This is a genomic window from Saccharomonospora sp. NPDC046836, from assembly GCF_040645195.1.
Lineage (GTDB): Bacteria > Actinomycetota > Actinomycetes > Mycobacteriales > Pseudonocardiaceae > Prauserella_A.
Genome location: NZ_JBEYXW010000011.1, coordinates 122,010 through 143,198, shown reverse-complemented (window position 1 = coordinate 143,198; position 21,189 = coordinate 122,010). Strand labels below are relative to the sequence as shown.

Sequence of the window (21,189 nt, the reverse complement as noted above, 5' to 3'; positions counted from 1 at the left end):
TTTCTGTCAGAACGCTCGGTGGCTTCCGGTCGCGCGCGCGGTGGGCTCTGCACGCCACCGCGGGTTGTAACCGCTGGTGAGTTCGTCGCGGTTGTGCCGCCACCTGGGTTCTCTGTTCGCGGTGTGGTTGGTGATGCCCCGCAGCCGCCGGATGAACGCGCCGTACGGCTTGACGATCATCGACGACAGACTGCTGCCGGGGGGCATGTCCATGAACGGCATGAACTTGTCCGGGAAGCCGGGCATGGTGCAGGCGATGCAGATGCCGCCGACATTGGGGCAGCCGCCGAGGCCGTTCATCCAACCGCGCTTGGGGACGTTGCAGTTCACCACAGGACCCCAGCAGCCGACCTTCACCTGACATTTGGGCGAGTTGTAGTCCTCGGCGAAGTCGGCCTGCTCGTAGTAGCCGGCCCTGTCGCATCCTTCGTGGACGGTCTTGCCGAATATCCACTGTGGACGCAACAGGTCGTCCAGCGGCGGGGGCGGCGCGAGGCCGGCCGCGTGGTAGAGCACCCAGACGAGCGTCTCCATGAAGTTGTCCGGCTGCACCGGGCAGCCCGGCACGTTGACGATCGGCAGGCCGCCCGCGGAGGTGAACTCCCAGCCGAGGTAGTCGGCAAGGCCCATACAGCCGGTCGCATTGCCTGCCATCGCGTGGATCCCGCCATAGGTGGCGCAGGTCCCGATCGCGACGACCGCCCACGCCCGCGGCGCCAGCCGGTCTATCCACCAGTTCAGGGTCAGCGGCTCACCGGTGTCGGGATCGTTGCCGAAGGAGGTCCAGTACCCGTCGCCGTTGATGTTCTCGTTGGGGATGGACCCCTCGATCACCAGGATGAACGGCTCCAGCTCACCTCGCACCGCCGCACGGTACGGCGCAAGGAACTCCTCACCGCCCAGCGTCGGCGAGAGGACCTTGTTGTGCAGGTGGACCGTCGGCAGGCCAGGCACGAGCCCGGTGACCACGTCCTCGATCGCGGGTTGACTGGCTGCGGTGACCGCGACCGTATCGCCGTCGCAGCTCATCCCCTCGGAAATCCACAGAATGTGCATCTCGTCGAAACCGGATGCCTCCGGCCGTCGCTGTGTCGCTGCGGTCATCTCCCGTCCCTTCCGTTCGAGCGGCGGTGCGCCGCGAGATCCAGCACGAGTCGCGCAGCCTCCCCCACGGCTGCGCGCACCGGCTCCGAGAGCTCCATGCGCTCGTCGACGACGGCAGGCCGGCAACCGACCACGAGCACCTGGTCGAGCACGCCCGGTGCGGTGCCGCCGAGCATGCGGAGCATGCGCAGCACCGCGGCGGGATCCATCCCGTGCGCGTCCGGGGTCGCCGGCAGGTCCGCGCCGCTGTCGTCGCCGCGGGGGTCCACTTCGAGCACCACGACGGTGCCGGGCGGCTCGTCCACCGGGACGGCATCGACCATGATCAGCGTGTCGAAACGACCGTCCAGCAGTTCGTAGGCCAGGTGCATGCCACGGATTCCGTAGTCGGCGACCACCACCCCGGCCGGCAGTGTGCACTGTGCCAGCCGGCGGGCGACGGCGACGCCGAACCCGTCGTCGCCGAGGAAGACGTTGCCGACTCCGGCGACGAGAACGCCGCGCTCGGTGGTCATGGCGGCTCGCATTCGCTGTCGAGCGGCACCAGCTCATCCGGCGAGAAGTGGTAGTAGCGGCCGTACCACTCGTGCACGTCGGCTCCCGGATCGTCGTCGACGACCACCGCGACGTGCCGGCTGCCGTCGACATCGGTGAGGACCGCCTCGACCCGGCCGTTCCGGCCTGTCAGGAACATGTCGTGCACATCGGTGCCGGTCGTTCGCGGACATAGCCGTACCCGGCTGCCCTTGCTGACGCGGACGCCGTCGACGACCACCGCATCGGTGTCGGGGTGAATCAGCTCGTCGGCGCCGGGTTCCCACCACGGCGCCGATGTCGCCGCGGGGCGCAGCGTCCGGATCGCGCCGTGCAGCCGTTCCAGTACCTCACGCGGGAGCGCCTCGACCCGGTCGATGATCGCTGCCGCACGCGCGTCCGTGGCTCGCGCCTCCTGTTTCTCCTCGTCGGTCAGCACGCGGGTGCGCAGCGACAGGATCTCGTCGATCTCGGTCGCGTCGAACAGATCGCCGGGGCTTTCCGGACTCACCTGCGGATGGTCGTACATGAGGATCGGTGAGGACAGCAGCACATCGCGCTCGCCCTGCGCCCCGGCAAGCACAGGGAAGGTATGTATGTTCTGGCAGAGCTTCGCTGCCACCGCCGCCCACTCGGGTGGGTCCAATAGGGACAGGAACGTTCCGCCGTCGACGCCGAGCAGCGAATGCGTCGCCACCAGGCTGACCCGCAACGCGTCCGGCCGTGGCGCGCCGGCAGGCGGCCCGTCGGCGACGTTGGCGATCGCCAACCGCAGCCGCAGCAACGGAAACGGCGCATCCGCCTCCTCGGCCTCCAGCCGCACACTGGCGTGCACCGGCCAGCGGGTCCGGACCAGTCTGCCGCTGTCGCCGAGTGGCATCGTTTCCTCACCGCCGGGCGCGACGACGTCCATGGTGCGCGGTGCGTCTCGCAGGTCCCCGACCGTGGCGGTGAGGTCGTACTCGCGGGCCACGGCCTCGTCGAACGTGAGGTGGCGCTGCCCGTCCACCGTGAGCTCGTCGACGGTCTCGAACGTGCCGTCCGGCGAGCGAACCTGGAGCCACCGGTGCTGCAGCTGCAGGAACCGGAGTCGCATGTGGATGGTTGCCGTCCCGGGCGCCTCCAGAAGGCACTCGGTCTGCTGGCGCCACGCGTCCGACGAGCCGACGACGCTGGTGTCCGCCCGCGCGTCCGGCGACAGCCACTGCGGCGGTGCGAGCACACCGAACTGCCAGCGCACCCGGTTCTTGCCCGACGACCGGCGGTACGGGTAGAGCAGATAGCCCTCGTACAGCACCGCGTCGGCGACCGCGCGCGCCGCCTCGAACGCCGGTGTGGCGCTCATCGGGCGACCCGCACGGTGTCGGCGAAGGCACGGCGCCGCCTGCCGAGCCAGGTGTACCACCCGGCGAGCCCGTCACCGCGGGTCGCCGACACCGCGAGCACCTCGGCGGCGGGATTGACCTGCCGCAACTGCGTGCGGAAACGGCCGGGGTCGAAGTCGAGGTAGGGCAACAGGTCGACCTTGTTGAGCAGGACGACGTCGGCGGTGCGGAACATGTGCGGGTACTTCAGCGGTTTGTCCTCCCCCTCGGTGACGGACATGACCACCGCCCGATGGTCCTCGCCGAGGTCGAACAGCGCCGGGCACACCAGGTTGCCGACGTTCTCCACGAAGACCATCGAGTCCGGCGCCGGGTCGAGCTCGCGCAACGCCCCGGCGAGCATGCCCGCGTCGAGGTGACAACCTGCGCCGGTGTTGAGCTGAACGGCGGGGCAACCGGTGGCGCGGATGCGATCGGCGTCGAGCGGGGTCGCCTGGTCGCCCTCGATCACCCCCAGCGGTAGGTCGTCGCGCAGGTCGGCGATCGCCCGTTCCAGCAACGTGGTCTTGCCGGAGCCCGGCGAGCTCATCAGGTTCACCGCGAGGATCGACCGTTCCCGCAGCCAGGTCCGGTTGTGCCCGGCCAGATGGTCGTTCTTGGCCAGCACCTGTTGTTCCAGCACAACGGTTTTACCGATCTCGTCGCAACCGCAGGTACCACACATGTCAGGCCACCTCCACGGAAAGGATTCGCAGCTCGTTGCCGGCCAGCACCTCGACGCTGGCGCTGCCGCACCGGCACAGCAGGATCGGGTAGTCGAGTTCGAACTCGCTCCCGCAGTCGCCGCACCGGGCCCGGCCCATCGGCTCGTCGATGTCCAGCCGGGCGCCCGCCACCGTCGTGCCTTCGGCGACCAGGTCGAAACAGAACCGGACCGCGTCCGCCACGACGCCGGAGAGCCTGCCGATCTCCAGCCGCACGCTGGACACCGTCGTGTCGTCGAACCGTTCGGTGACGGCGTCGACGATGCTCTGGGTGATCGCCAGTTCGTGCATGGCTCAGCAGATTCTCGGCAGCGGGTCGCCGACCAGCAGGTCGACGATCCTTGTGCCACCGAAGGTCGTGTTGAGAAGGACCAGCCCCGGTGGGTCGGCCTTCACCCGGCCGATCATTGCGGCCTGCGCGCCGAGCGGATGACTACGCAGCGCCGCCAGCGCCGCATCGGCCTCGGCGCCGTCGACAACGACGACGATCCGGCCCTCGCATGCGACGTAGAGCGGGTCGATGCCCAGCAACTCGGCCGCTCCCCGTACCTCGTCGCGCACCGGGATGGCGTCCTCGTCGACGACGACGGCAACGTCCGCGGCCCTGGCGATCTCGTTGAGGATCGTGGCCACCCCGCCCCGGGTGGCGTCCCGCAGCGCCCGCACGCCCGGGACCGCCGCGAGCAGACCGGCGACCAAATCGTTGACCGGCGCGGTGTCCGAGACGAGGTCGGCATCGATGTCCAGCTCGCCACGGGCGAGCATGATCGTGATGCCGTGTTCGCCGATGGGGCCGGACACGAGCACCGCGTCACCGGCACGGGCGGTCGCGACACCCAGCTGGCCTGGCCGGTTCAGTACGCCGACTCCGGCGGTGTTGATGTAGCAGCCGTCGGCCTTGCCCCGCTGCACCACCTTGGTGTCCCCGGTGACCACCTCGACACCTGCCACTCGCGCGGCCGCGCGCATCGACTGGACCACCCTGGTGAGATCGGCGACGGGGAAACCCTCTTCGAGGATGAACCCGGCGGTCAGGTACTTCGGTGTCGCTCCGGACACGGCGAGGTCGTTCACAGTGCCGTTGACCGCGAGGTCGCCGATCGTGCCGCCGGGGAAGAACAGTGGCGACACCACGAAGGAATCCGTCGTCAACGCCAGCCGGGTACTTCCGAGATCCAGCTGGGCCGCGTCTTCCAGCGGTTCGAGCAGCGGGTTGCGGAACGCATCCAGGAAGATCGCCTCGACCAGGGTCTGGGTCGCCTTGCCGCCGGAGCCGTGCGCGAGCGTGATGCGCTCCTCTCGCACGCGTGGCCGTGCCCGGCGCACCCGGTCGATACGGTCGAGCACCAACTGCTCACGACTGTCTCGTGTGGACATCGCCGCGGACGTCGCATCGTTCACCCAGCGCTCGCCTCCCTCACTCGCTGCCGGCTGAACCGGCCGAAGTTGTAGTACGCGGCACACGCGCCCTCGGGCGACACCATGCAGGTCCCGATCGGCGTCTCCGGGGTGCATGCGGTGCCGAACACCTTGCACTCCCACGGTTTGAGCACGCCTTTGAGGACCTCGCCGCACTGGCAGGACTTCGGATCGGCGACGCGGACGCCGGGCACGGCGAACCTCCGCTCGGCGTCGAACGCCGCGTAGTCGTCCACTACCCGTAGTGCTGAGTGCGAGATGAAACCGAGGCCACGCCACTCGAAGTACGGGCGTAGTTCCAGCACCTCGCCGATCGCCCGCAACGCCGCGAGGTTGCCCTGCCACGGCACCACCCGCGAGTACTGGTTCTCGACTTCCGCGCGGCCCTGCACGAGCTGAAGCATCAAGAGGTAGATCGACTGCAGGATGTCCAGCGGCTCGAACCCGGCGACCACCACCGGTTTGCCGTACTCCTGAGCGATGAACTCGTAGGGCCGGCAGCCGATCACTGTGGACACGTGCCCCGGCCCCAGGAAGCCGTCCAGCCGCAGGTCCGGCGAGTCCAGGATCGCTCTGATCGCGGGAATGATCGTGACGTGGTTGCAGAAGATAGAGAAGTTCCCGATACCTTCGGCGGCAGCACGTAGCACAGTCATCGCTGTCGACGGCGCGGTGGTCTCGAAGCCGATGGCCATGAAGACGACCTGCTGTTCCGGGTTGTGCCTGGCGATCGCGAGCGCGTCCAGCGGCGAGTAGACCATCCGGATGTTGGTGCCCTCGGCGTTGGAGTCGAAGAAGTTCCCACCGCTGCCGGGAACCCGCATCATGTCGCCGAACGAGGTCATCAGCACGCCTGGCTGCCGCGCGATGTGGATCGCGTCGTCGACCCTGCCCATCGGGATCACGCACACCGGGCAGCCCGGCCCGTGCACCAGCGTGATCTGCTCGGGCAGGTAGTCCTCCAGGCCGTGTTTGTAGATCGTGTGGGTGTGCCCGCCGCACACCTCCATGAACTTGTACTCACGGCCGGGCTCGCACAGCGCCGTGATCTTCGCGGACAGTGCCCGCGCCTTGTCCGCGTCACGGTACTCGTCGACGAAACGCATCCGCTGGAGCTCCTATTCGATTCGTGAGTCTCGAAGGGCGGCAACCTCGTCCTCATAGGACTGTCCGATTTCTTCCAGGAAATCGAGAACGGCCTTGGCCTCCGCTTCATCGATCTTGGACAGCGCGAAGCCGACGTGGATCAGCACCCAGTCACCTGCCACCGGCGGTTCGCTGAGCAGGCCGATGTTGACCGACCGTTTCACCCCGCTGACCACCACCTTGGCGATATCGGGTCGATCGGCGCCGACTTCGACGATCTCTCCGGGAATTGCCAGGCACATTGGTGGTCTCCGTTTCACGCGGCCGGCTGGCCTACAGCGGCGATGGTGAGCTCCCACAACGCGTGGTACACAGTGGTCTGTGCTTCCTGGACACGATGTACCGACGGCGAGGGAATCACGAACAGGTAGTCGATACTGTCCAGCTCCGCCATCTTCCCGCCGTCGTAGCCTGCGATGCCGATGGTGAGCAGGCCACGCCGGGCGGCCTCGTCGAAGGCGCGGAGCAGGTTCGGCGAGTTGCCGCTGGTCGAGAGCCCGACCGCGATGTCGGCGGACCTGGCGAAGGCGCCGAGCTGTCTGGAGAACACCAGGTCGAACCCGACATCGTTGGACAGCGCGGTGATCACGGCGATGTCGTTGGTGAGCGCGAAAGCCGGCAGCGGCGGCGCCGTACCGCCCGGGCTCAGGAACAGGCTGGCGAGATCCTGGGCGTCGGTGGAGCTGCCGCCGTTGCCGAACGACAGCAGCCGTCCGCCCGCCGCGAACCGGGCGGCCATCGTCCGTGCGCACTCGGCCAGGCGCGCGCCGTCACGGTCGAGAACTGTTCGGCGCAATGTCAGTATCTCGGCCACCTTGTCCACAGTGGATTGACGGACCTCGGCCTGCACGGCGGCCGGATCGGCGCGGCCGGAGTACAGAAAGGGATAGAGCGACTCCACGGAGGTCGCCGGTTGCGCCCCGTCCCGGTCAGTCATCGCGGTCACGCCCCACCACGGCGATGGCTTCGCCGGCGTGAACCAGGACCGTGTCACCGACGTCCGCCGTGACGAGCGCGACGCTGATCTCCTCACGCCGCCCGGCTCCGGCGTCGACCAGGGCAAGCGCGGCGTCGCGCAGCTCCAGCACGGTCACCGGTACCGCGGTGTCCGAGCAGGTGATACACGCACCGTCGGCGCAGGGCTCCGTGGTCATCGGACCACCATCCCCGTTTCGAGAACACCGGGCTGCTCGAAGAACACGTGCACCAGTTCCCACAGGATGTGGTAGGTGGTGACGTGCACCTCCTTGACGATCCTGGGGTCGGACGACCTGGCGACCAGCACGTGGTCGGCGGCGCCGGTGGCAGCGATGGCGCCGCCGTCCCCGCCGGCGAGCGCGACGGTCAGCATGCCCTGCCCCCGCGCGTAGGCGAGGCCGCGCAGGACGTTCTCGCAGTTGCCGTCCGTCGACAGCGCCAGTGCGATGTCCGCCGGATCGGCGAGGAAACGCAGCTGATGCGTGAACACCTCGGCCAGGCCCTGACGGTTCGCCACTCCGGTGAGGGTCGCGACGTCCGCCGTCAGCGACAACGCCGGCAGGGCGCGTTTGCCGACGATGACCGGATGTACGAACTCGACCGCCACGTGCTGCGCGTCCGTACTCGGGCCACCGTTGCCGAACACCACGAGCTTGCCGCCGTGACGAAACCGGTCAGCCATGGCCTGACACGCCAGAGCGACATCGTCGGCATGCTCGGCGAGCTGCTCGATCGGCGCGGTTCGCCGTTCGAAGAGAGCGGCTACCGGATCGGTTTCCGAGCCGGCCACTGCTGCCGGTGGCCCCATGAATGATCCTTTCTGGACTCCTCGATTTTCCTGAGTTCTCCATTGAACAGCAGCAGGCCTGCCGACGGCAGGGGACGAACCATCCGAGGCTCAGACCAATTTTTCAAGCCAGCGCCGGAAAGTTTTTCGCGCTGATCTCGAATAGGCCGTCTGATATGTACGATCACCCTACGTACGATGATTCATAGTGGAAAGTCATCTCGATCATGGACAGCGGTCAGGTCCAGGTCGACTGCAGGACACCTGATGTTCAGCCGGCGCGGAGACGATCCGGCGTGTTCAGTCCGTGAGCCCAGGAGGCCAGGTGTCCCACCATCACCATCATGACGACCATCACCATCACCACGATCACCACCATCACGGGCCCGCCCCGGCCAGTGACCCCGAGATTCCCGATGCCGAACTGTCGCCGGCCGACCGGAGCCGCCGGTCGTTCCTGCGCAACGTCGGTCTGGTAGGCGCCGGGGTCGCCGCCGCGACCGGCGGGCAACTGCTCGGCCAGGCCCCGCCGGCCGCGGCGTCGCCGTCGCGAGCGCGCGGCGGCGAATTCCTCTGGCAGGCAGGCGATCACCACATCCACACCAAGTACAGCATGGGCTCGGACGCGCCGTACCGCATCGACCAGCAGGCGACCGCAGCCGCACGCTACGGGCTGAACTGGATCGTCATCACCGACCACGGTGGCGTGAACCACCAGAAGTTCGGTGTCTCGCAGACGCTGGCCGACGTCAAGCTGTGCCGCGACCAGAACCCGGACCTGCTGGTCTTCCAGGGGCTCGAGTGGAACGTGCCCGCCGGTGAGCACTGCACCATGTTCGTGCACCCCGGCCAGAACGAGGAGGCCGTGCTCAGCGAGTTCGAGCAGTTGCACGACGCCTCGATCAACGGCACCAGAAACAGCTCCCCCGCCAACGAGGCGAAGGCCGTAGAGGCCATCCGCTGGCTCGGGCAGCAGGTCCGCTCCGGCCGGGTCCCGATCGGGCTGACCGTGGTGCACCACCCCTCGCGCGTGGGTGCGTACGCGCCGTCGGAGTTGCGGGCGCTGCGTGATGCCGACCCGTCGGTCGCCATCGGCATGGAGGGCGCACCCGGCCACCAGGCGAACAGCATGCCGGCCGCCATGGGCGGGCCCGCGAGCGGACGCGGCGGGTACAGCAGCAGCCCCGGTTCCAACTCCTTCACCGGCTACCCGCTGGAGTCCTACCGGACCTTCGGCGGCTTCGACTGGCTCACCGCCAAGCTGGGCGGGGTCTGGGACACCATGCTCGCCGAGGGCCTGCCGTTCTGGATCACCGCGACCTCCGACAGCCACCAGGTGCTGAACGACACCTGGCGCTACGGCGGTGGCCCGGTCGGCGAGAACGTGCCCGACCCGGTGTTCACCAGGACACCGATCGCGGGCCGCGGCGACTTCTGGCCCGGCCAGTACAGCCGCACCCATCTGGGCCTGCGCAAGTTCGACTACCTCTCGGTGATGCGGGCGATGCGCGCGGGGCGGATCTGGGTCGACCACGGCCAGCTGATCGACAGCCTCGACGTCTCGGTCGGCGGGGACAACGGCCACTACCGCGGCACGCTCGGCGAGGTCGTCACCGCCCGCCGCCGCGGCTCGGTGGACGTGAAGATCCGGATCGGGCTGCCCGAGCGGCCCAACAACAACGGCGACGAGCCTCGGCTGCGCCGCGTTGACCTGATCGCCGGCGCGGTCACCGGCCCGTTGCGCGACGCCAACACCATCAGCGCACCCCGCACGCGGGTGGTCAAGTCCTTCGAGGTTCGGCAGAAGAAGGGCTTCGTCGAGCTCAGCCACCGGTTCCGCAATGTCGACGAGTCGTTCTACCTCCGTATTCGTGGTACTGACGGCCGGTTCTCGGCGCCCGGCTCGATCGAGCCGCGGCAGGACCCGATCGGCGGCGTCGACCCGTGGACCGACCTGTGGTTCTACAGCAACCCGGTCTTCGTCGAGGTCAAGGGCGGCAAGCCGGTGAACGGCCCGCACTGGCTGGCGACGCGGGACTGATCACGTCCGGGTACCGGCAGCGCTGCCGGTACCCGGTTGGTGACACGACCCACCCTGGCGCAAAGAAGTTCGGTGTGCCTAAACTTCGAATTTGGGCGACTTAACTCTGTGAGGGTGGCGGTATGGCGGTCGAGACGGGCACCCGGGCAACGCTGGCACGCGCCAAGAGCGGATTGTTACTGCTCGGCCCCGCCTTCGTCGCCGCGATCGCCTACGTCGACCCCGGCAACGTCGCATCCAATGTCAGCGCGGGCGCCCAGTTCGGCTACCTGCTGGTCTGGGTCATCGTCGTCGCGAACCTGATGGCGGGCCTGGTGCAGTACCTGTCGGCCAAGCTCGGCCTGGTCACCGGCCTGTCATTGCCCGAAGCGCTGCGAGAACGCCTCGGCAGACCCGCCCGCCTCGGCTACTGGGTGCAGGCCGAACTGGTCGCCATCGCCACCGACCTCGCCGAGGTCGTCGGCGGCGCGATCGCGCTCTACCTGCTTTTCGACCTGCCACTGCTCGTCGGCGGAGCCATCACGGGCGCCGTCTCGCTCCTGATGCTCGCCGTCTACGACCGGCGCGGGCCACGCGGTTTCGAGCGAGTGATCACCGGTTTCCTGCTGGTCATCGCGTTCGGATTCCTCGTCGGCGTCTTCGTCGAGCCGCCGTCGGCCGCAGACGCCGCGGCAGGGCTGGTGCCGCGGTTCAGCGGAGCCGAGAGCGTTCTGCTCGCGGCCGCCATGCTCGGCGCCACCGTCATGCCGCACGCCGTCTACCTGCACTCGGGGCTCGCGCGCGACCGGCACGGTCACACCGGGGGCACACGACTGCGCCGACTGCTGCGCGCGACCAAGGTTGATGTCACGGTCGCCATGCTGCTGGCCGGTGCGGTGAACCTGGGGATGCTGCTGCTCGCGGCGACCAATCTGCAGGGGCTCGACGGGGTCGACTCGATCGAAGGCGCACACAACGCCATCCAGAACGCGCTCGGCCCCGCTGTCGCGCTGCTGTTCGCGGTCGGCCTGCTGGCTTCCGGCCTCGCCTCCACCTCCGTCGGCGCCTACGCCGGTGCGATGATCATGCAGGGCCTGCTGCGCAAGCGGGTTCCGCTGCTGCTGCGCCGCCTGGTGACGCTCGTGCCGGCTCTCGTCGTGCTCGCCGCGGGTGTCGACCCGAGCCGGGCGCTGATCCTGTCGCAGGTGGTGCTTTCCTTCGGGATTCCGTTCGCGCTGGCGCCGCTGGTCCGGCTCACCAGCGACCGCGGGCTGATGGGCGACAACACCAACCACCGCCTGACCACCGCGGTGGCGTGGCTGGTCGCGGCGGTGATCATCGTGCTGAACATGGCCCTGCTCTACCTCACCTTCGTCCCCGCATAGAGGGTGTCGCTCACAAGCCGGCCGGTGTCCCGGCGCGCCGGCGCGGACGGACGACGAGCACCGGGCAGTTCGCGTGCATGATGACGGCCTGGCTCGTCGAGCCGAGCAGCATGCCCGCGATACCGCCGCGACCGCGGCTGCCCACCACCAGCAGCTGGGCGTGATCGCCGAGCCGCGCCAGCCGGTCACCGGCACGGCCACGCAGCACCAGCCGCTCCACCCGCACATCGGGGTACTTCTGCTGCCATCCCGCGAGGCGCTCGGTGAGGCGGTCGCGTTCGCGTTCCTCGACGTCCTGCCGATCGAGTTGCCAGCCGCCTTCCGCCAGCACGTCCGCCAGGAGCGCGTCGTGCCACACGTGCACGACGGTGAGTGTCGTGCCCCGCGCGGAGGCCTCGTCGAATGCCGCCGCGAGGACGTCGTCGTCGGTGGCCGGGCTGTCGACGCCGACGACCACGGTTCCGCCCAGCGGTGGCCCGGACGAGCTGGTGTGCCCGCGCACGACCGCCACCGGGCACGCGGCGTGGGCGACCAGCGCGATCGTCGCCGAACCGACGAGGACCCGGCCGACCGGTGTCAGTCCCCAGGTACCCAGCACGAGCAGCTCGGCCAGCTCCGATTCGGCGACAAGCGCGCTGGTGACCGAGTCCGGCAGCACGGCGACCTCGACGTCGACCTCCGGCGCCACCTCTGCCACGAGCTCACGGGCTTCGCCGAGTAGGCGCTCACCGCGTGCCCACAGCAGCTGCCCGATCTCCGCATGCTTCGGCATCGCGCGCGGATAGTTCACCAGTGGGTTGTCGATCGCGTGCACCAATCGCAACCCACGCCCCCGCCGCCGGGCCTCGCCCGTCGCCCAGCGCACCGCATGCAGTGCTGTCTTCGAACCATCGATGCCGACGACGATTCTCCCGCTGCTGGGCATGGCAACTCCTCGGCCGGAACGGTTTCTGCGGAAGGAGACCAGCCTTTCCGACGGCCACCGGATCCACGAGGGGCCGAAATCCCTCTCCCCCAAGGACCTTCGCCTCACGACCGACAACCCCAGCGCGCCAGGCGCGCGAGTCCCCCGCCCAGGCCCGCGAGTCCCCCGCCCAAGCCCGCGAGACCCCCGCCCAAGCCCGCGAGACCCCCGCCCAAGCCCGCGAGACCCCCGCCCAAGCCCGCGAGACCCCCGCCCAGGCCCGCGAGTCCCCCGCCCAAGCGCGCGAGTCCCCCGCCCAGGCGCGCGAGTCCCCCGCTCCGGCCCGCGAGTTGCCCGCCCAGGCGCACGAGTTGCCCGCTCCGGCCCGCTTCGTGATTCGACGGCCCGCCAACGGCCATCCTGTCACCAGCGAATACGGCAACGATTGAGGGAAGGGAGCGTGTGCCATGGCGATCCCAGCTGTCCGGCTGAACCATGCCGTGCTGTTCGTCTCCGACCTGGAACGCTCCGTGCGATTCTGGACCGGCGCGTTCGACATGGAGGTCGTCACCCGCGAGCCGAAGGCCGATGCCGTCTTCCTCCGGCTCGCGCGTTCGGGCAACCACCACGACTTGGGCCTGTTCGGCCTCGGCGGCACCGCGGAGCCGAAGCTTCCCGGCAGCGTCGGGCTGTACCACCTCGCGTGGCAGGTCGACACGATCGACGAGCTCGATGCCGCCCGCGACGTGCTGCTCCGCCTCGGCGCCTACACCGGCGAGTCCAGTCATGGGGCGACAAAGAGCGTCTACGGTGCCGACCCCGATGGCAACGAGTTCGAGGTCATGTGGATGCTGCCGCGCGAGAGCTGGGGCGACTACGACACGGCAGCGCCCGTCGACCGGCTCGACCTCGCCGCGGAACTGCGCCAGTGGAGCGGCGTGCACACGGCCACGGCACCAGGCAGCGCGTGACTGCGCACTACGCGGCTATGGGTAGTCGCCAACCGTCCTATCCGCTCGCCGCGAACAGGGCACGCACGCGGGCCAGGCTCTCCCGGACGTTCGGCTCGGTGGTGTCCTCGTCCGCGTCGGCCAGCGGGAGCCAGCGCACCGGTGCATCAGCCCGTTCCGGCCGGGCACTGTCCGGATGAGCCGTCGCGAGCACGAACCGCAGGTCCGCGTGCTCATGCGCCGGCTCGGCGCCCTTGGCGGGAACCGGCACCACCGCGACGTGCACGAGTCCACCGTCTGGCCACGGGACCAGGTCGGTCAGCCCGGTCTCCTCGCGCCCCTCGCGCAGCGCGACGGCGAGCGGGTCGGTCTCACCGGGGTCGCCGTGGCCGCCGATCTGCAACCACGCGTGCTGCCGCGCATGCCAGCGCAGCAGCACGCGTCGGCTGTCCGGATGCACGACGAACGCGGACGCCGTGACGTGCAAGGGGATCAAGCGCTGCCACGGATCGTCCGTCGCCGCGACCAGTTCCCGCAGCCTGGCCACATCGGCGGCCTCGGTGTGACCGCGCGGGTGGTAGCGGGACAACAGACCGGCAACGGACGAAGAACTGGCAGGCATGCCGAAAGGGTATCGACCGGCTAGGCCGGCTCGATGAACTGAATGTCGAGCTGGATCTTCACGACATCGCCGAGTACGCCGCGCGAGAAACCGAGCTCAAACTCGCTACGCCGGATCTCGCCAACGGCATCGAAGCCGGCGTGGCGCCCGCCGTGGAAGTCCTCGACACCGCCGAAGTCGACCGCGAAGCTGACCGGGCGAGTGACGTCGCCAATGGTCAGCTCACCGTCGAGCGTCCAGTCGGCACCGTCGCCGCGTATCCCGCTCGACCGGAACGTCATCGTTGGGCGGCGTGCCACGTCCAGCAGGTCCTCGGCGCGGACATGAGCGTCGCGATCGGCGTTGCCGGTGTCGATCGAGGCGAGCGCGACGGTGGCGCTCACTTCGCAGTCGTCAAGGGATTCGCCGACGGTCAGCTGAGCATCGAACTCGGCGAAACGGCCCCGCACCTTCGAGATGCCGAGATGGCGAATGGTGAAACCGACTGCCGAGTGGAACTTGTCGAGCTCCCATGTCCCCGGCGAGAGCGGCAGGGCGGTCGTTGTTGGTTCTGTCGTCATGCCTCCACGGTGGCCGCCCCGACGGCGAGTGGGGAGACCGTGTGGATGCTGGCCCTGTCAGGGACACCATCGCGGCGGCCCTCGCCGGGTACTGTCAGTTCGGTGAGCGACAACGAGCTGGGCGCCTTCATGCGTAGTCGCCGGGAAGCGGTCACTCCGGCTGAGGTCGGCCTGCGCGCGGGGCCCCGCCGCCGCACTCCCGGCCTGCGCCGCGCGGAGCTGGCCACGCTCGCCGGTGTCAGCGTCGAGTACCTCACCCGGTTGGAGCAGGGACGCGACCGGCACCCGTCACCGCAGGTGCTCGGGGCGCTCGCCGATGCGCTGCGGCTGTCGGCCCATGACAGGGGACTGCTGCGGCTCGCGGCCAAGGCGGCGGCAGGCGGTGGCCTGATGTGCCCCACTCAGGAGCCGCCGGCACGCACGGTGCAGCCGACCGTGGCGGCCCTGCTCGATCGACTCGAACCCACGGCGGCAGTGTTGCTGAACCGGCTGAGCGACGCGCTGGCGTGGACGGACGGCTACGCACGGCTGGTCGAACCACTCGGCCTGCTCACCGGCGAGCCGCCGAACCTGGTGCGGTTCGTGTTCACCGATCCGCGTGCGCGGGTCGCGTTCCCGGATTGGGACCAGGTCGCCGACGAGCAACTCGCCGCCGTCCGGCTGGAGTCACTGGGCGCCGACCCGCTCGTCAAGGGGTTCTTCGACGAACTCACCGTCACCGCGGGCGCGCCGTTCACCGAGCGGCTGCGGTCTCCTGTCGTGGCGCCGGGTAGCGGTGACATCCTGCGGCTGGGACATCCCGACGTGGGGACGCTGCGGCTGACCCACGAGACGCTCACCCTGCCCTGCAATGAGCAGCGGCTGCTCGTGTACCTGCCGGCTGACGCCGCCACCGCCGCCGCACTCGACCAGCTCAACGGCCAGCGCCGCGGAACGTTACGCGCCGTAACCGGCTGACCCCAACACCCGCGAGTCCCCCGCTCCCGCGCGCGAGTCCCCCACCCGTGCACGCGAGTTGCCCGCCCAGGTGCGCGAGTCCCCCACCCGTGCACGCGAGTTGCCCGCCCAGGTGCGCGGGCTCCATGGGGCGGGCACGCGGCCGGGGCAAGGTGCAACTCGCCAACCGCACCGGGAGACTCGCCGGCCCGAGCGGGCAACTCGCCAACCCCAGCGGGCAACTCGCGAGCCCCAGCGGGGGACTCGCCCGCCCCAGCGGGCAACTCGCCCGCCCCAGCGGGCAACTCGCCCGCCCCAGCGGGCAACTCGCCCGCCCCAGCGGGCAACTCGCCCGCCCGAGCGGGGGACTCGCGAGCCCCGCAGCCTCAGCGGAAACGGCGCAGCCGCAGGCTGTTGGTCACCACGAAGACGGAACTGAACGCCATCGCGGCACCCGCCAGCATCGGGTTGAGCAGCCCCGCGGCGGCAAGGGGCAACGCCGCCACGTTGTAGGCGAACGCCCAGAAGAGGTTGCCCTTGATGGTTCGCAGGGTCCGCCGGGACAACCGGATCGCGTCAGCGGCGGCACGAAGGTCACCGCGCACGAGGGTCAGATCACTGGCCTCGATGGCGACATCGGTGCCGGTGCCCATCGCCAGGCCGAGGTCGGCCTGCGCGAGGGCCGCCGCATCGTTGACGCCGTCGCCGACCATCGCGACGACCTTGCCTTCGCCCTGCAGCCGCCTGATGACGTCCACCTTGTCCCTGGGCAGCACCTCGGCGATCACCTCGTCGATGCCGACCTCCGCGGCGACCGCCCTGGCCACGGCCGCGTTGTCACCGGTCAGCAACACCGGCGTGAGGCCGAGCCCACGCAGCCGCACGATCGCCTCCGCGGAGGTCGGCTTGACGGTGTCGGCGACCACGAGCACCGCGCGGGCCGCACCGTCCCAGCCGACCGCCACAGCGGTACGTCCCTGCTTCTCCGCCACCGCCTTGGCCTCGCTGAGCGAAGCGGGTAGCCGCTGGCTCCACTCCTCCAGCAGCGCCGTCCTCCCTGCCAGCACGGCGTGCCCGTCGACCACCCCCTGCACGCCGAGCCCCTCGATGTTGGTGAACCCCTCCACCGCGGGCAGCGTGCCGACCTTCTCCTCCGCACCGCGGGCGATGGCCCTGGCGATCGGGTGTTCCGAGGCGTTCTCCAGCGCACCCGCCAGCCGCAACGCATCGTCGATCGTGACCCCGTCAGCCACGTACACGTCGACCAGTGCCATCGCACCGGTGGTGACGGTGCCGGTCTTGTCCAGCACGACGGTGTCGATCCGCCGCGTCGACTCCAGCACCTCCGGCCCCTTGATCAGGATGCCCAGCTGGGCGCCCCTGCCGGTACCGACGAGCAGTGCCGTTGGCGTCGCGAGCCCCAGCGCGCAGGGGCAGGCGATGATCAGCACAGCGACCGCGGCCGTGAACGCCGCCGACGCCGTGCCACCGGCGCCGAGCCAGAACGTCAGCGTCCCCACCGCGAGTGCAATGACGATCGGCACGAACACCGCGGAGATCCGGTCCGCCAGCCGCTGCACCGCGGCCTTGCCGGTCTGGGCCTCCTCGACCAGCTTGGCCATCTGCGCCAGCTGGGTGTCCGCACCGACCCGGGTCGCACGGACCACGAGCCGGCCACCCGCGTTCACGGTGGCGCCGACAACCGCGTCACCGGCCGCGACTTCGACCGGCACGGACTCGCCGGTGAGCAGGCTCGCGTCAACGGCGGAGCTGCCCTCCTCGATCACACCGTCGGTGGCGATCTTCTCCCCCGGCCGCACCACGAAGAGGTCGCCCACGGCGAGCTGCTCGACCGGGATGCGCTGCTCGCGCCCGTCCCGCAGCACGCCGACGTCCTTCGCGCCGAGTTCCAGCAGGGCTCGCAGGGCCGCACCGGCCCTGCGCTTCGACCGCGCCTCGAAGTAGCGCCCGGCCAGGATGAAGGTCGTGACGCCAGCCGCGACCTCCAGGTAGATGTTGCCATCGCCGCTCATCCGCTCGATGGTCAGCTCGAACGGATGCGTCATCCCCGGCGTGCCCGCCGTGCCGAAGAGCAGCGCGTACAGCGACCACAGCAGCGCCGCCAGCGTGCCCATCGAGATGAGCGTGTCCATCGTCGCGGCACCGTGGCGCAGGTTCGCCCACGCCGCCTTGTGGAACGGCCACGCCCCCCACACCACGACCGGCGCGGCCAGCGTCAGCGAGATCCACTGCCAGTAGGTGAACTGCAGTGCTGGGATCATCGCCATGGCGACCACCGGGATCGCCAGCAGCGCCGACACGAGCAACCGATCCCGCAGCGACCGCGCCGGATCCGCCGGCTCAGCTGGCGCGGGCTCGGCCGCAGTGGGCTCCGGCGGCAGCGTTGCCGCGTAGCCCGCCGCTTCGACCTGCTCGACGAGCTGCTCCGGCAGCACACCGTCGGCATAGCTGACCTTGGCCTTCTCGGTGGCGTAGTTGACCGTCGCCGTGACGCCATCGAGCTTGTTGAGCTTGCGTTCGATCCGCATTGCGCACGACGCGCAGGTCATGCCGCCGATCGCGAGCTCGATCTCGTGCTGGGCGAGGGGCCGTTCCGCGCGAACATCAGACGTCGTCACTGCTGTCCCTCCACCGTGAACTCGGCCGTGCGCACTGTGCCCTCGTGCTGGAAGTCCAGGAAAAGCCGGTAGGTGGCTGCCGAGGGCACCTCGGCGTAGAACGTGATCGTCGGGCCGCTCGTGCCGGCCTCACCCGGGTGCACGTGCAGGTAGGCGAGGTCCCCGGAGCGCAGCGCCACCAGGTGCCCAGCGGCACCGAGGTAGGGCTGCAGGTCGGTGACCTCGCGGCCGTCCTTGGTGATCGTGAGGTCCAGTTGCGACGTCCGCCCGGCCACCAGCTCGCCGTCGAGGCGAACCTCGTAGCCGTCGACCCTGGCCACCCGGGAGGGTTCGTATGCGGCCGGCTGGAACTCACCTGGCACGGCCACATCGGTGCCCAGTGTCATCGCGTCGCCGCCGCTGGGAACGAAATCCGCGAACACCCGGTAGCTGCCGGGCTCCGCGAGCGTCAGCGGCACGGTCCAGGTGCCGTCGGCCGCCATCTCGGGATGCACGTGCTGGAAGCCGGCGCTGTCGCGCCGCACCACGATGAGATGCATGCGCTTTTCGTGCTCGACCTCGAAGTGCGTCACGGCCGCGCCATCGGGTCCGGTGATCTGGAAGGAGAAGTCGTTGGTGGTCCCTGGAGTGAGCGTCGTGTGGGTGGGCGCGAGGGTGTAACCGCCCCTGGACGACGCCAGCCCCTCGGGCTGGTCGATCTGCTCGGCCTCCGCGACGGTGCCGCTGTGGGTGTCCCCGTGCCCGGCTTCCTCTTCACCGGGCGCACCAGCGGTGCCGGTGCTGGGACCGGCAGCCGTGCTGGTGAGGGGACCGACAGCGGTGCCGGCCGCCCAGGCGCCTCCGGCGACAAGGGCGAGCGCTACACCGTAAGCGGACAGCTTCGCTGCTGTGTTCATGTCAGTCCTGTCCGTTTGGTTGGCGAAACGTAGTGACTACGCGGTCAACTGGTAACCGGCCTCCTCGACCGCGGCTCGTACGTCGTCGGCGCCGAGCTCGGTGGCGCTGGTGACGGTCACCGCACCGGTTGGCAGGTCCACGGCGACGTTGGTCACTCCGGCAATGGCACCGACCTCCTCTGTCACCGAGCGGGCGCAGTGCTCACAGGTCATGCCGGTGACGGTGTAGGTGGTCTCGGTCATCGTCGTATTCCTCCTGGCGGTCGTGTGTTGTCGTCTCAGGAGCGGACGAGCCGCGCGATGGCGTCGCTGGCCTCGCGCACCTTGGCCTCGGCGGTGTCCCCGCCTTCGGCGATGGCCTCGGCCACGCAGTGCCTGAGGTGCTCGTCCATGAGCCCGAGGGACACCGCCTGCAAGGCCTTGGTCGCCGCCGCGATCTGCGTGAGGACGTCGATGCAGTACTCGTCGTTCTCGACCATTCGCTGCAAACCGCGGATCTGCCCCTCGATGCGGCGCAGCCGCTTCAGGTAGGCGTCCTTGTCTCCGGTGTATCCCCGCATGGCTCTTCTCCTTCGTAGCTGCCGGTCGCCCCGAAGTTTACCCCCTACCGGTATCGAGCAGAGGGTCGGCGCCGCCCGACAGGTGTCATTTATACCCTAGGGGGGTAGGGCAGTCAACGGGCACCCCTCGCCTACCGACGTCTCGCCTGGCGAGCAGAAAGATCCGATGTATTCTGCTGACGACACCCGAGGAGGACTTCCCATGTCCGTCACCGACGCCGCCATCGAGGCGATCAAGCAGATGATCGTGGACGGCGAGCTGCGCCCCGGCGACCGGCTCCCCCGCGAACCGGACCTGGCCGAGCGCCTCGGACTGTCCCGCAACTCGCTGCGCGAGGCCGTGCGCGCCCTGTCGCTGATCCACGTGCTCGACGTCCGGCAGGGCGACGGGACCTACGTGACGAGCCTCGATCCGGGGCTGCTCATGGACGCGATGAGCTTCGTCGTCGACTTCCACCGCGACGACACCGTCCTGCAGTTCCTGGAAGCACGGCGGATCATCGAGCCAGCAGCGACCGCGATGGCGGCCACGAAGATGCCCACAGTGGACATCGAGGGGCTCGCGACGCTACTCGACGCGCTCAGCGACAAGCCCACCGTCGAGCAACTGGTGGCCAACGACCTGGAGTTCCACCGCCGGATCGCGGCCGGCTCCGGCAACCAGGTGGTGTCGTCACTGGTGGAGAGCGTGTCCGGCCGCACGCAGCGGGCCCGCACGTGGCGCGGCATCACACAGGAGGGCGTCGTGGAGCGCACCCTCGCCGAACACCGCGCCATCCAGCAGGCCCTCGCCGCCCGGCAGCCCAACGTCGCCCGCGCCTGGGCCACCGTGCACATCGCAGGTGTCGAGCAGTGGCTCCGCCAGACCCTCGTCGAGTCCTGACCACAGACACCACGCGCGGAAGCTCAGGACCGGGGGCGTAGCCGCAGGTCCTGCATCCCGCCGTCGACGACCAGTCCGACACCGCTGGTGGAGGTGGCCAGCGGGCTCACGAGGTACACGACCGCGTGCGCGACCTCCTGCGGTGACACCAGCCTGCCGTGCGGCTGCCTTGCGCCAGCGCGGCCCGTTCCGCCTCGGGGTCGTCGGCGCTGTCGAGCAGCCTGCCGATCCACGGCGTGTCCGCCGTGCCCGGGTTGACGCAGTTGACCCGGATGCCCTCGTGCAGGTGGTCGGCCGCCATCGCGCGGGACAGGGCCAGCACCGCGCCCTTCGATGCGCTGTACACCGCGCGCTGCGGCAGCCTCGCCGTCGCCGCGATAGATCCGATGTTCACCACGGCAGCGGCAGGCGAGCGGCGCAGGTACGGCAAGGCGGCCCGGCTGGTACGGACCATGCCGAGCAGGTTGACGTCGAGTACCCGCAACCATTCGGCGTCGTCGTTGTCGGCGACAGTGCCCTGTGCGCCGATCCCGGCGTTGTTGACGAGGATGTCGAGCCTGCCGAAGCGTGCCACCACGGCATCGAGTGCCGCGCGCACCGACGCGTCGTCGGTGACGTCGGCATGCACACCGAGCACCCCGTCGGCGTCGGGTACCGGCTGCACGTCGAGTGCCGCCACCCGCGCGCCGCGTTCCCGCAACGCCGCCACCACGGCCGCGCCGATGCCGGACGCTCCCCCGGTGACCGCGGCGACCAGCCCGTCGAACTCGCCCATCC

At 69.7% G+C, this 21,189-nt stretch carries 23 protein-coding genes and 1 pseudogene; 5 read left to right on the top strand and 19 right to left on the bottom strand.

Going from position 1 to position 21,189, the window contains the following annotated elements:
• Window positions 1-6: 6 nt before the first annotated feature.
• From ABZ863_RS15600 to ABZ863_RS15550, 11 genes are read right to left on the bottom strand one after another with little or no spacing between them, the layout of a single operon-like run.
• The gene (locus tag ABZ863_RS15600) at window positions 7-1,104 is read right to left on the bottom strand and encodes a hydrogenase expression protein HypE (protein WP_358535664.1); all 1,098 of its coding nucleotides are present in this window, start codon (window positions 1,102-1,104) and stop codon (window positions 7-9) included.
• Entirely contained in the window at window positions 1,101-1,619 is a 519-nt protein-coding gene (locus ABZ863_RS15595; protein WP_358535662.1) for a hydrogenase maturation protease, read from the bottom strand. The genes ABZ863_RS15600 and ABZ863_RS15595 overlap by 4 nt, the downstream gene beginning before the upstream one ends.
• Window positions 1,616-2,983 carry a hypothetical protein gene (locus ABZ863_RS15590; protein WP_358535660.1) on the bottom strand — a complete coding sequence of 456 codons (1,368 nt, stop codon included), beginning with the start codon at window positions 2,981-2,983 and terminating at the stop codon, window positions 1,616-1,618. Before ABZ863_RS15590 ends, ABZ863_RS15595 begins: the two co-directional genes overlap by 4 nt.
• Window positions 2,980-3,687 (bottom strand): hydrogenase nickel incorporation protein HypB, encoded by a 708-nt coding sequence (gene hypB / locus ABZ863_RS15585; RefSeq protein ID WP_358535658.1) that lies wholly within the window; start codon window positions 3,685-3,687, stop codon window positions 2,980-2,982. The genes ABZ863_RS15590 and hypB overlap by 4 nt, the downstream gene beginning before the upstream one ends.
• A 1-nt stretch (window position 3,688) precedes the next feature.
• Window positions 3,689-4,018, bottom strand: coding sequence for a hydrogenase maturation nickel metallochaperone HypA (locus ABZ863_RS15580; protein ID WP_358535656.1), 330 nt, complete (start codon window positions 4,016-4,018; stop codon window positions 3,689-3,691).
• 3 nt (window positions 4,019-4,021) lie between these two features.
• Window positions 4,022-5,104 (bottom strand): hydrogenase expression/formation protein HypE, encoded by a 1,083-nt coding sequence (gene hypE, locus ABZ863_RS15575; RefSeq protein ID WP_358535722.1) that lies wholly within the window; start codon window positions 5,102-5,104, stop codon window positions 4,022-4,024.
• A 20-nt stretch (window positions 5,105-5,124) separates the two neighbouring features.
• Complete coding sequence (gene hypD / locus ABZ863_RS15570) at window positions 5,125-6,252, bottom strand: hydrogenase formation protein HypD (RefSeq protein ID WP_358535654.1); 1,128 nt, start codon at window positions 6,250-6,252, stop codon at window positions 5,125-5,127.
• Between the two features lie 12 nt (window positions 6,253-6,264).
• Complete coding sequence (gene hypC, locus ABZ863_RS15565) at window positions 6,265-6,534, bottom strand: HypC/HybG/HupF family hydrogenase formation chaperone (protein ID WP_358535652.1); 270 nt, start codon at window positions 6,532-6,534, stop codon at window positions 6,265-6,267.
• A gap of 14 nt (window positions 6,535-6,548) precedes the next feature.
• Entirely contained in the window at window positions 6,549-7,229 is a 681-nt protein-coding gene (locus ABZ863_RS15560) for an SIS domain-containing protein (protein WP_358535720.1), read from the bottom strand.
• Window positions 7,222-7,446 carry a HypC/HybG/HupF family hydrogenase formation chaperone gene (locus tag ABZ863_RS15555; RefSeq protein ID WP_358535650.1) on the bottom strand — a complete coding sequence of 75 codons (225 nt, stop codon included), beginning with the start codon at window positions 7,444-7,446 and terminating at the stop codon, window positions 7,222-7,224. The genes ABZ863_RS15560 and ABZ863_RS15555 overlap by 8 nt, the downstream gene beginning before the upstream one ends.
• Window positions 7,443-8,078 carry an SIS domain-containing protein gene (locus ABZ863_RS15550; RefSeq protein ID WP_358535648.1) on the bottom strand — a complete coding sequence of 212 codons (636 nt, stop codon included), beginning with the start codon at window positions 8,076-8,078 and terminating at the stop codon, window positions 7,443-7,445. Before ABZ863_RS15550 ends, ABZ863_RS15555 begins: the two co-directional genes overlap by 4 nt.
• A gap of 304 nt (window positions 8,079-8,382) precedes the next feature.
• Between ABZ863_RS15550 and ABZ863_RS15545 the strand changes: the two genes are divergently transcribed.
• Both ABZ863_RS15545 and ABZ863_RS15540 read left to right on the top strand, forming a co-directional pair.
• Window positions 8,383-10,098 (top strand): PHP domain-containing protein, encoded by a 1,716-nt coding sequence (locus ABZ863_RS15545; RefSeq protein WP_358535646.1) that lies wholly within the window; start codon window positions 8,383-8,385, stop codon window positions 10,096-10,098.
• Between the two features lie 122 nt (window positions 10,099-10,220).
• Window positions 10,221-11,462 carry an Nramp family divalent metal transporter gene (locus ABZ863_RS15540; RefSeq protein ID WP_358535644.1) on the top strand — a complete coding sequence of 414 codons (1,242 nt, stop codon included), beginning with the start codon at window positions 10,221-10,223 and terminating at the stop codon, window positions 11,460-11,462.
• 10 nt (window positions 11,463-11,472) lie between these two features.
• Here the strand turns inward: ABZ863_RS15540 and ABZ863_RS15535 are convergent, their stop codons facing one another.
• Window positions 11,473-12,387 (bottom strand): universal stress protein, encoded by a 915-nt coding sequence (locus ABZ863_RS15535; protein WP_358535642.1) that lies wholly within the window; start codon window positions 12,385-12,387, stop codon window positions 11,473-11,475.
• 446 nt (window positions 12,388-12,833) lie between these two features.
• Here ABZ863_RS15535 and ABZ863_RS15530 point away from each other — a divergent pair, with 446 nt between their 5' ends.
• Window positions 12,834-13,337: a VOC family protein gene (locus ABZ863_RS15530; protein ID WP_358535640.1), complete on the top strand. Its 504-nt coding sequence runs from the start codon at window positions 12,834-12,836 to the stop codon at window positions 13,335-13,337.
• A 37-nt stretch (window positions 13,338-13,374) separates the two neighbouring features.
• Here ABZ863_RS15530 and ABZ863_RS15525 read toward each other — a convergent pair whose 3' ends face one another.
• Together ABZ863_RS15525 and ABZ863_RS15520 are read right to left on the bottom strand one after the other, a co-directional pair.
• Entirely contained in the window at window positions 13,375-13,938 is a 564-nt protein-coding gene (locus ABZ863_RS15525) for an NUDIX domain-containing protein (RefSeq protein WP_358535638.1), read from the bottom strand.
• 20 nt (window positions 13,939-13,958) lie between these two features.
• Window positions 13,959-14,498, bottom strand: a complete 540-nt coding sequence (locus tag ABZ863_RS15520; protein ID WP_358535637.1) for a YceI family protein — start codon at window positions 14,496-14,498, stop codon at window positions 13,959-13,961.
• Between the two features lie 102 nt (window positions 14,499-14,600).
• Here ABZ863_RS15520 and ABZ863_RS15515 point away from each other — a divergent pair, with 102 nt between their 5' ends.
• Window positions 14,601-15,455 (top strand): helix-turn-helix transcriptional regulator, encoded by an 855-nt coding sequence (locus tag ABZ863_RS15515; protein ID WP_358535635.1) that lies wholly within the window; start codon window positions 14,601-14,603, stop codon window positions 15,453-15,455.
• Window positions 15,456-15,820: 365 nt separating this feature from the next.
• On the opposite strand, the gene ABZ863_RS15510 is transcribed toward ABZ863_RS15515, so the two are convergent.
• The 4 genes from ABZ863_RS15510 to ABZ863_RS15495 form a co-directional block, all read right to left on the bottom strand.
• Entirely contained in the window at window positions 15,821-18,004 is a 2,184-nt protein-coding gene (locus ABZ863_RS15510) for a heavy metal translocating P-type ATPase (protein WP_358535718.1), read from the bottom strand.
• Between the two features lie 65 nt (window positions 18,005-18,069).
• Window positions 18,070-18,969: a hypothetical protein gene (locus ABZ863_RS15505; RefSeq protein ID WP_358535633.1), complete on the bottom strand. Its 900-nt coding sequence runs from the start codon at window positions 18,967-18,969 to the stop codon at window positions 18,070-18,072.
• A gap of 36 nt (window positions 18,970-19,005) precedes the next feature.
• Window positions 19,006-19,212: a heavy-metal-associated domain-containing protein gene (locus ABZ863_RS15500; protein WP_358535631.1), complete on the bottom strand. Its 207-nt coding sequence runs from the start codon at window positions 19,210-19,212 to the stop codon at window positions 19,006-19,008.
• A gap of 35 nt (window positions 19,213-19,247) precedes the next feature.
• On the bottom strand, window positions 19,248-19,529 hold the full coding sequence (locus ABZ863_RS15495) for a metal-sensitive transcriptional regulator (RefSeq protein WP_358535629.1): 282 nt from the start codon (window positions 19,527-19,529) through the stop codon (window positions 19,248-19,250).
• A gap of 202 nt (window positions 19,530-19,731) precedes the next feature.
• Between ABZ863_RS15495 and ABZ863_RS15490 the strand changes: the two genes are divergently transcribed.
• Window positions 19,732-20,412: an FCD domain-containing protein gene (locus ABZ863_RS15490; RefSeq protein WP_358535627.1), complete on the top strand. Its 681-nt coding sequence runs from the start codon at window positions 19,732-19,734 to the stop codon at window positions 20,410-20,412.
• 23 nt (window positions 20,413-20,435) lie between these two features.
• Here the strand turns inward: ABZ863_RS15490 and ABZ863_RS15485 are convergent.
• A pseudogene (locus ABZ863_RS15485) lies at window positions 20,436-21,187 on the bottom strand (SDR family oxidoreductase).
• Window positions 21,188-21,189 lie beyond the last annotated feature (2 nt).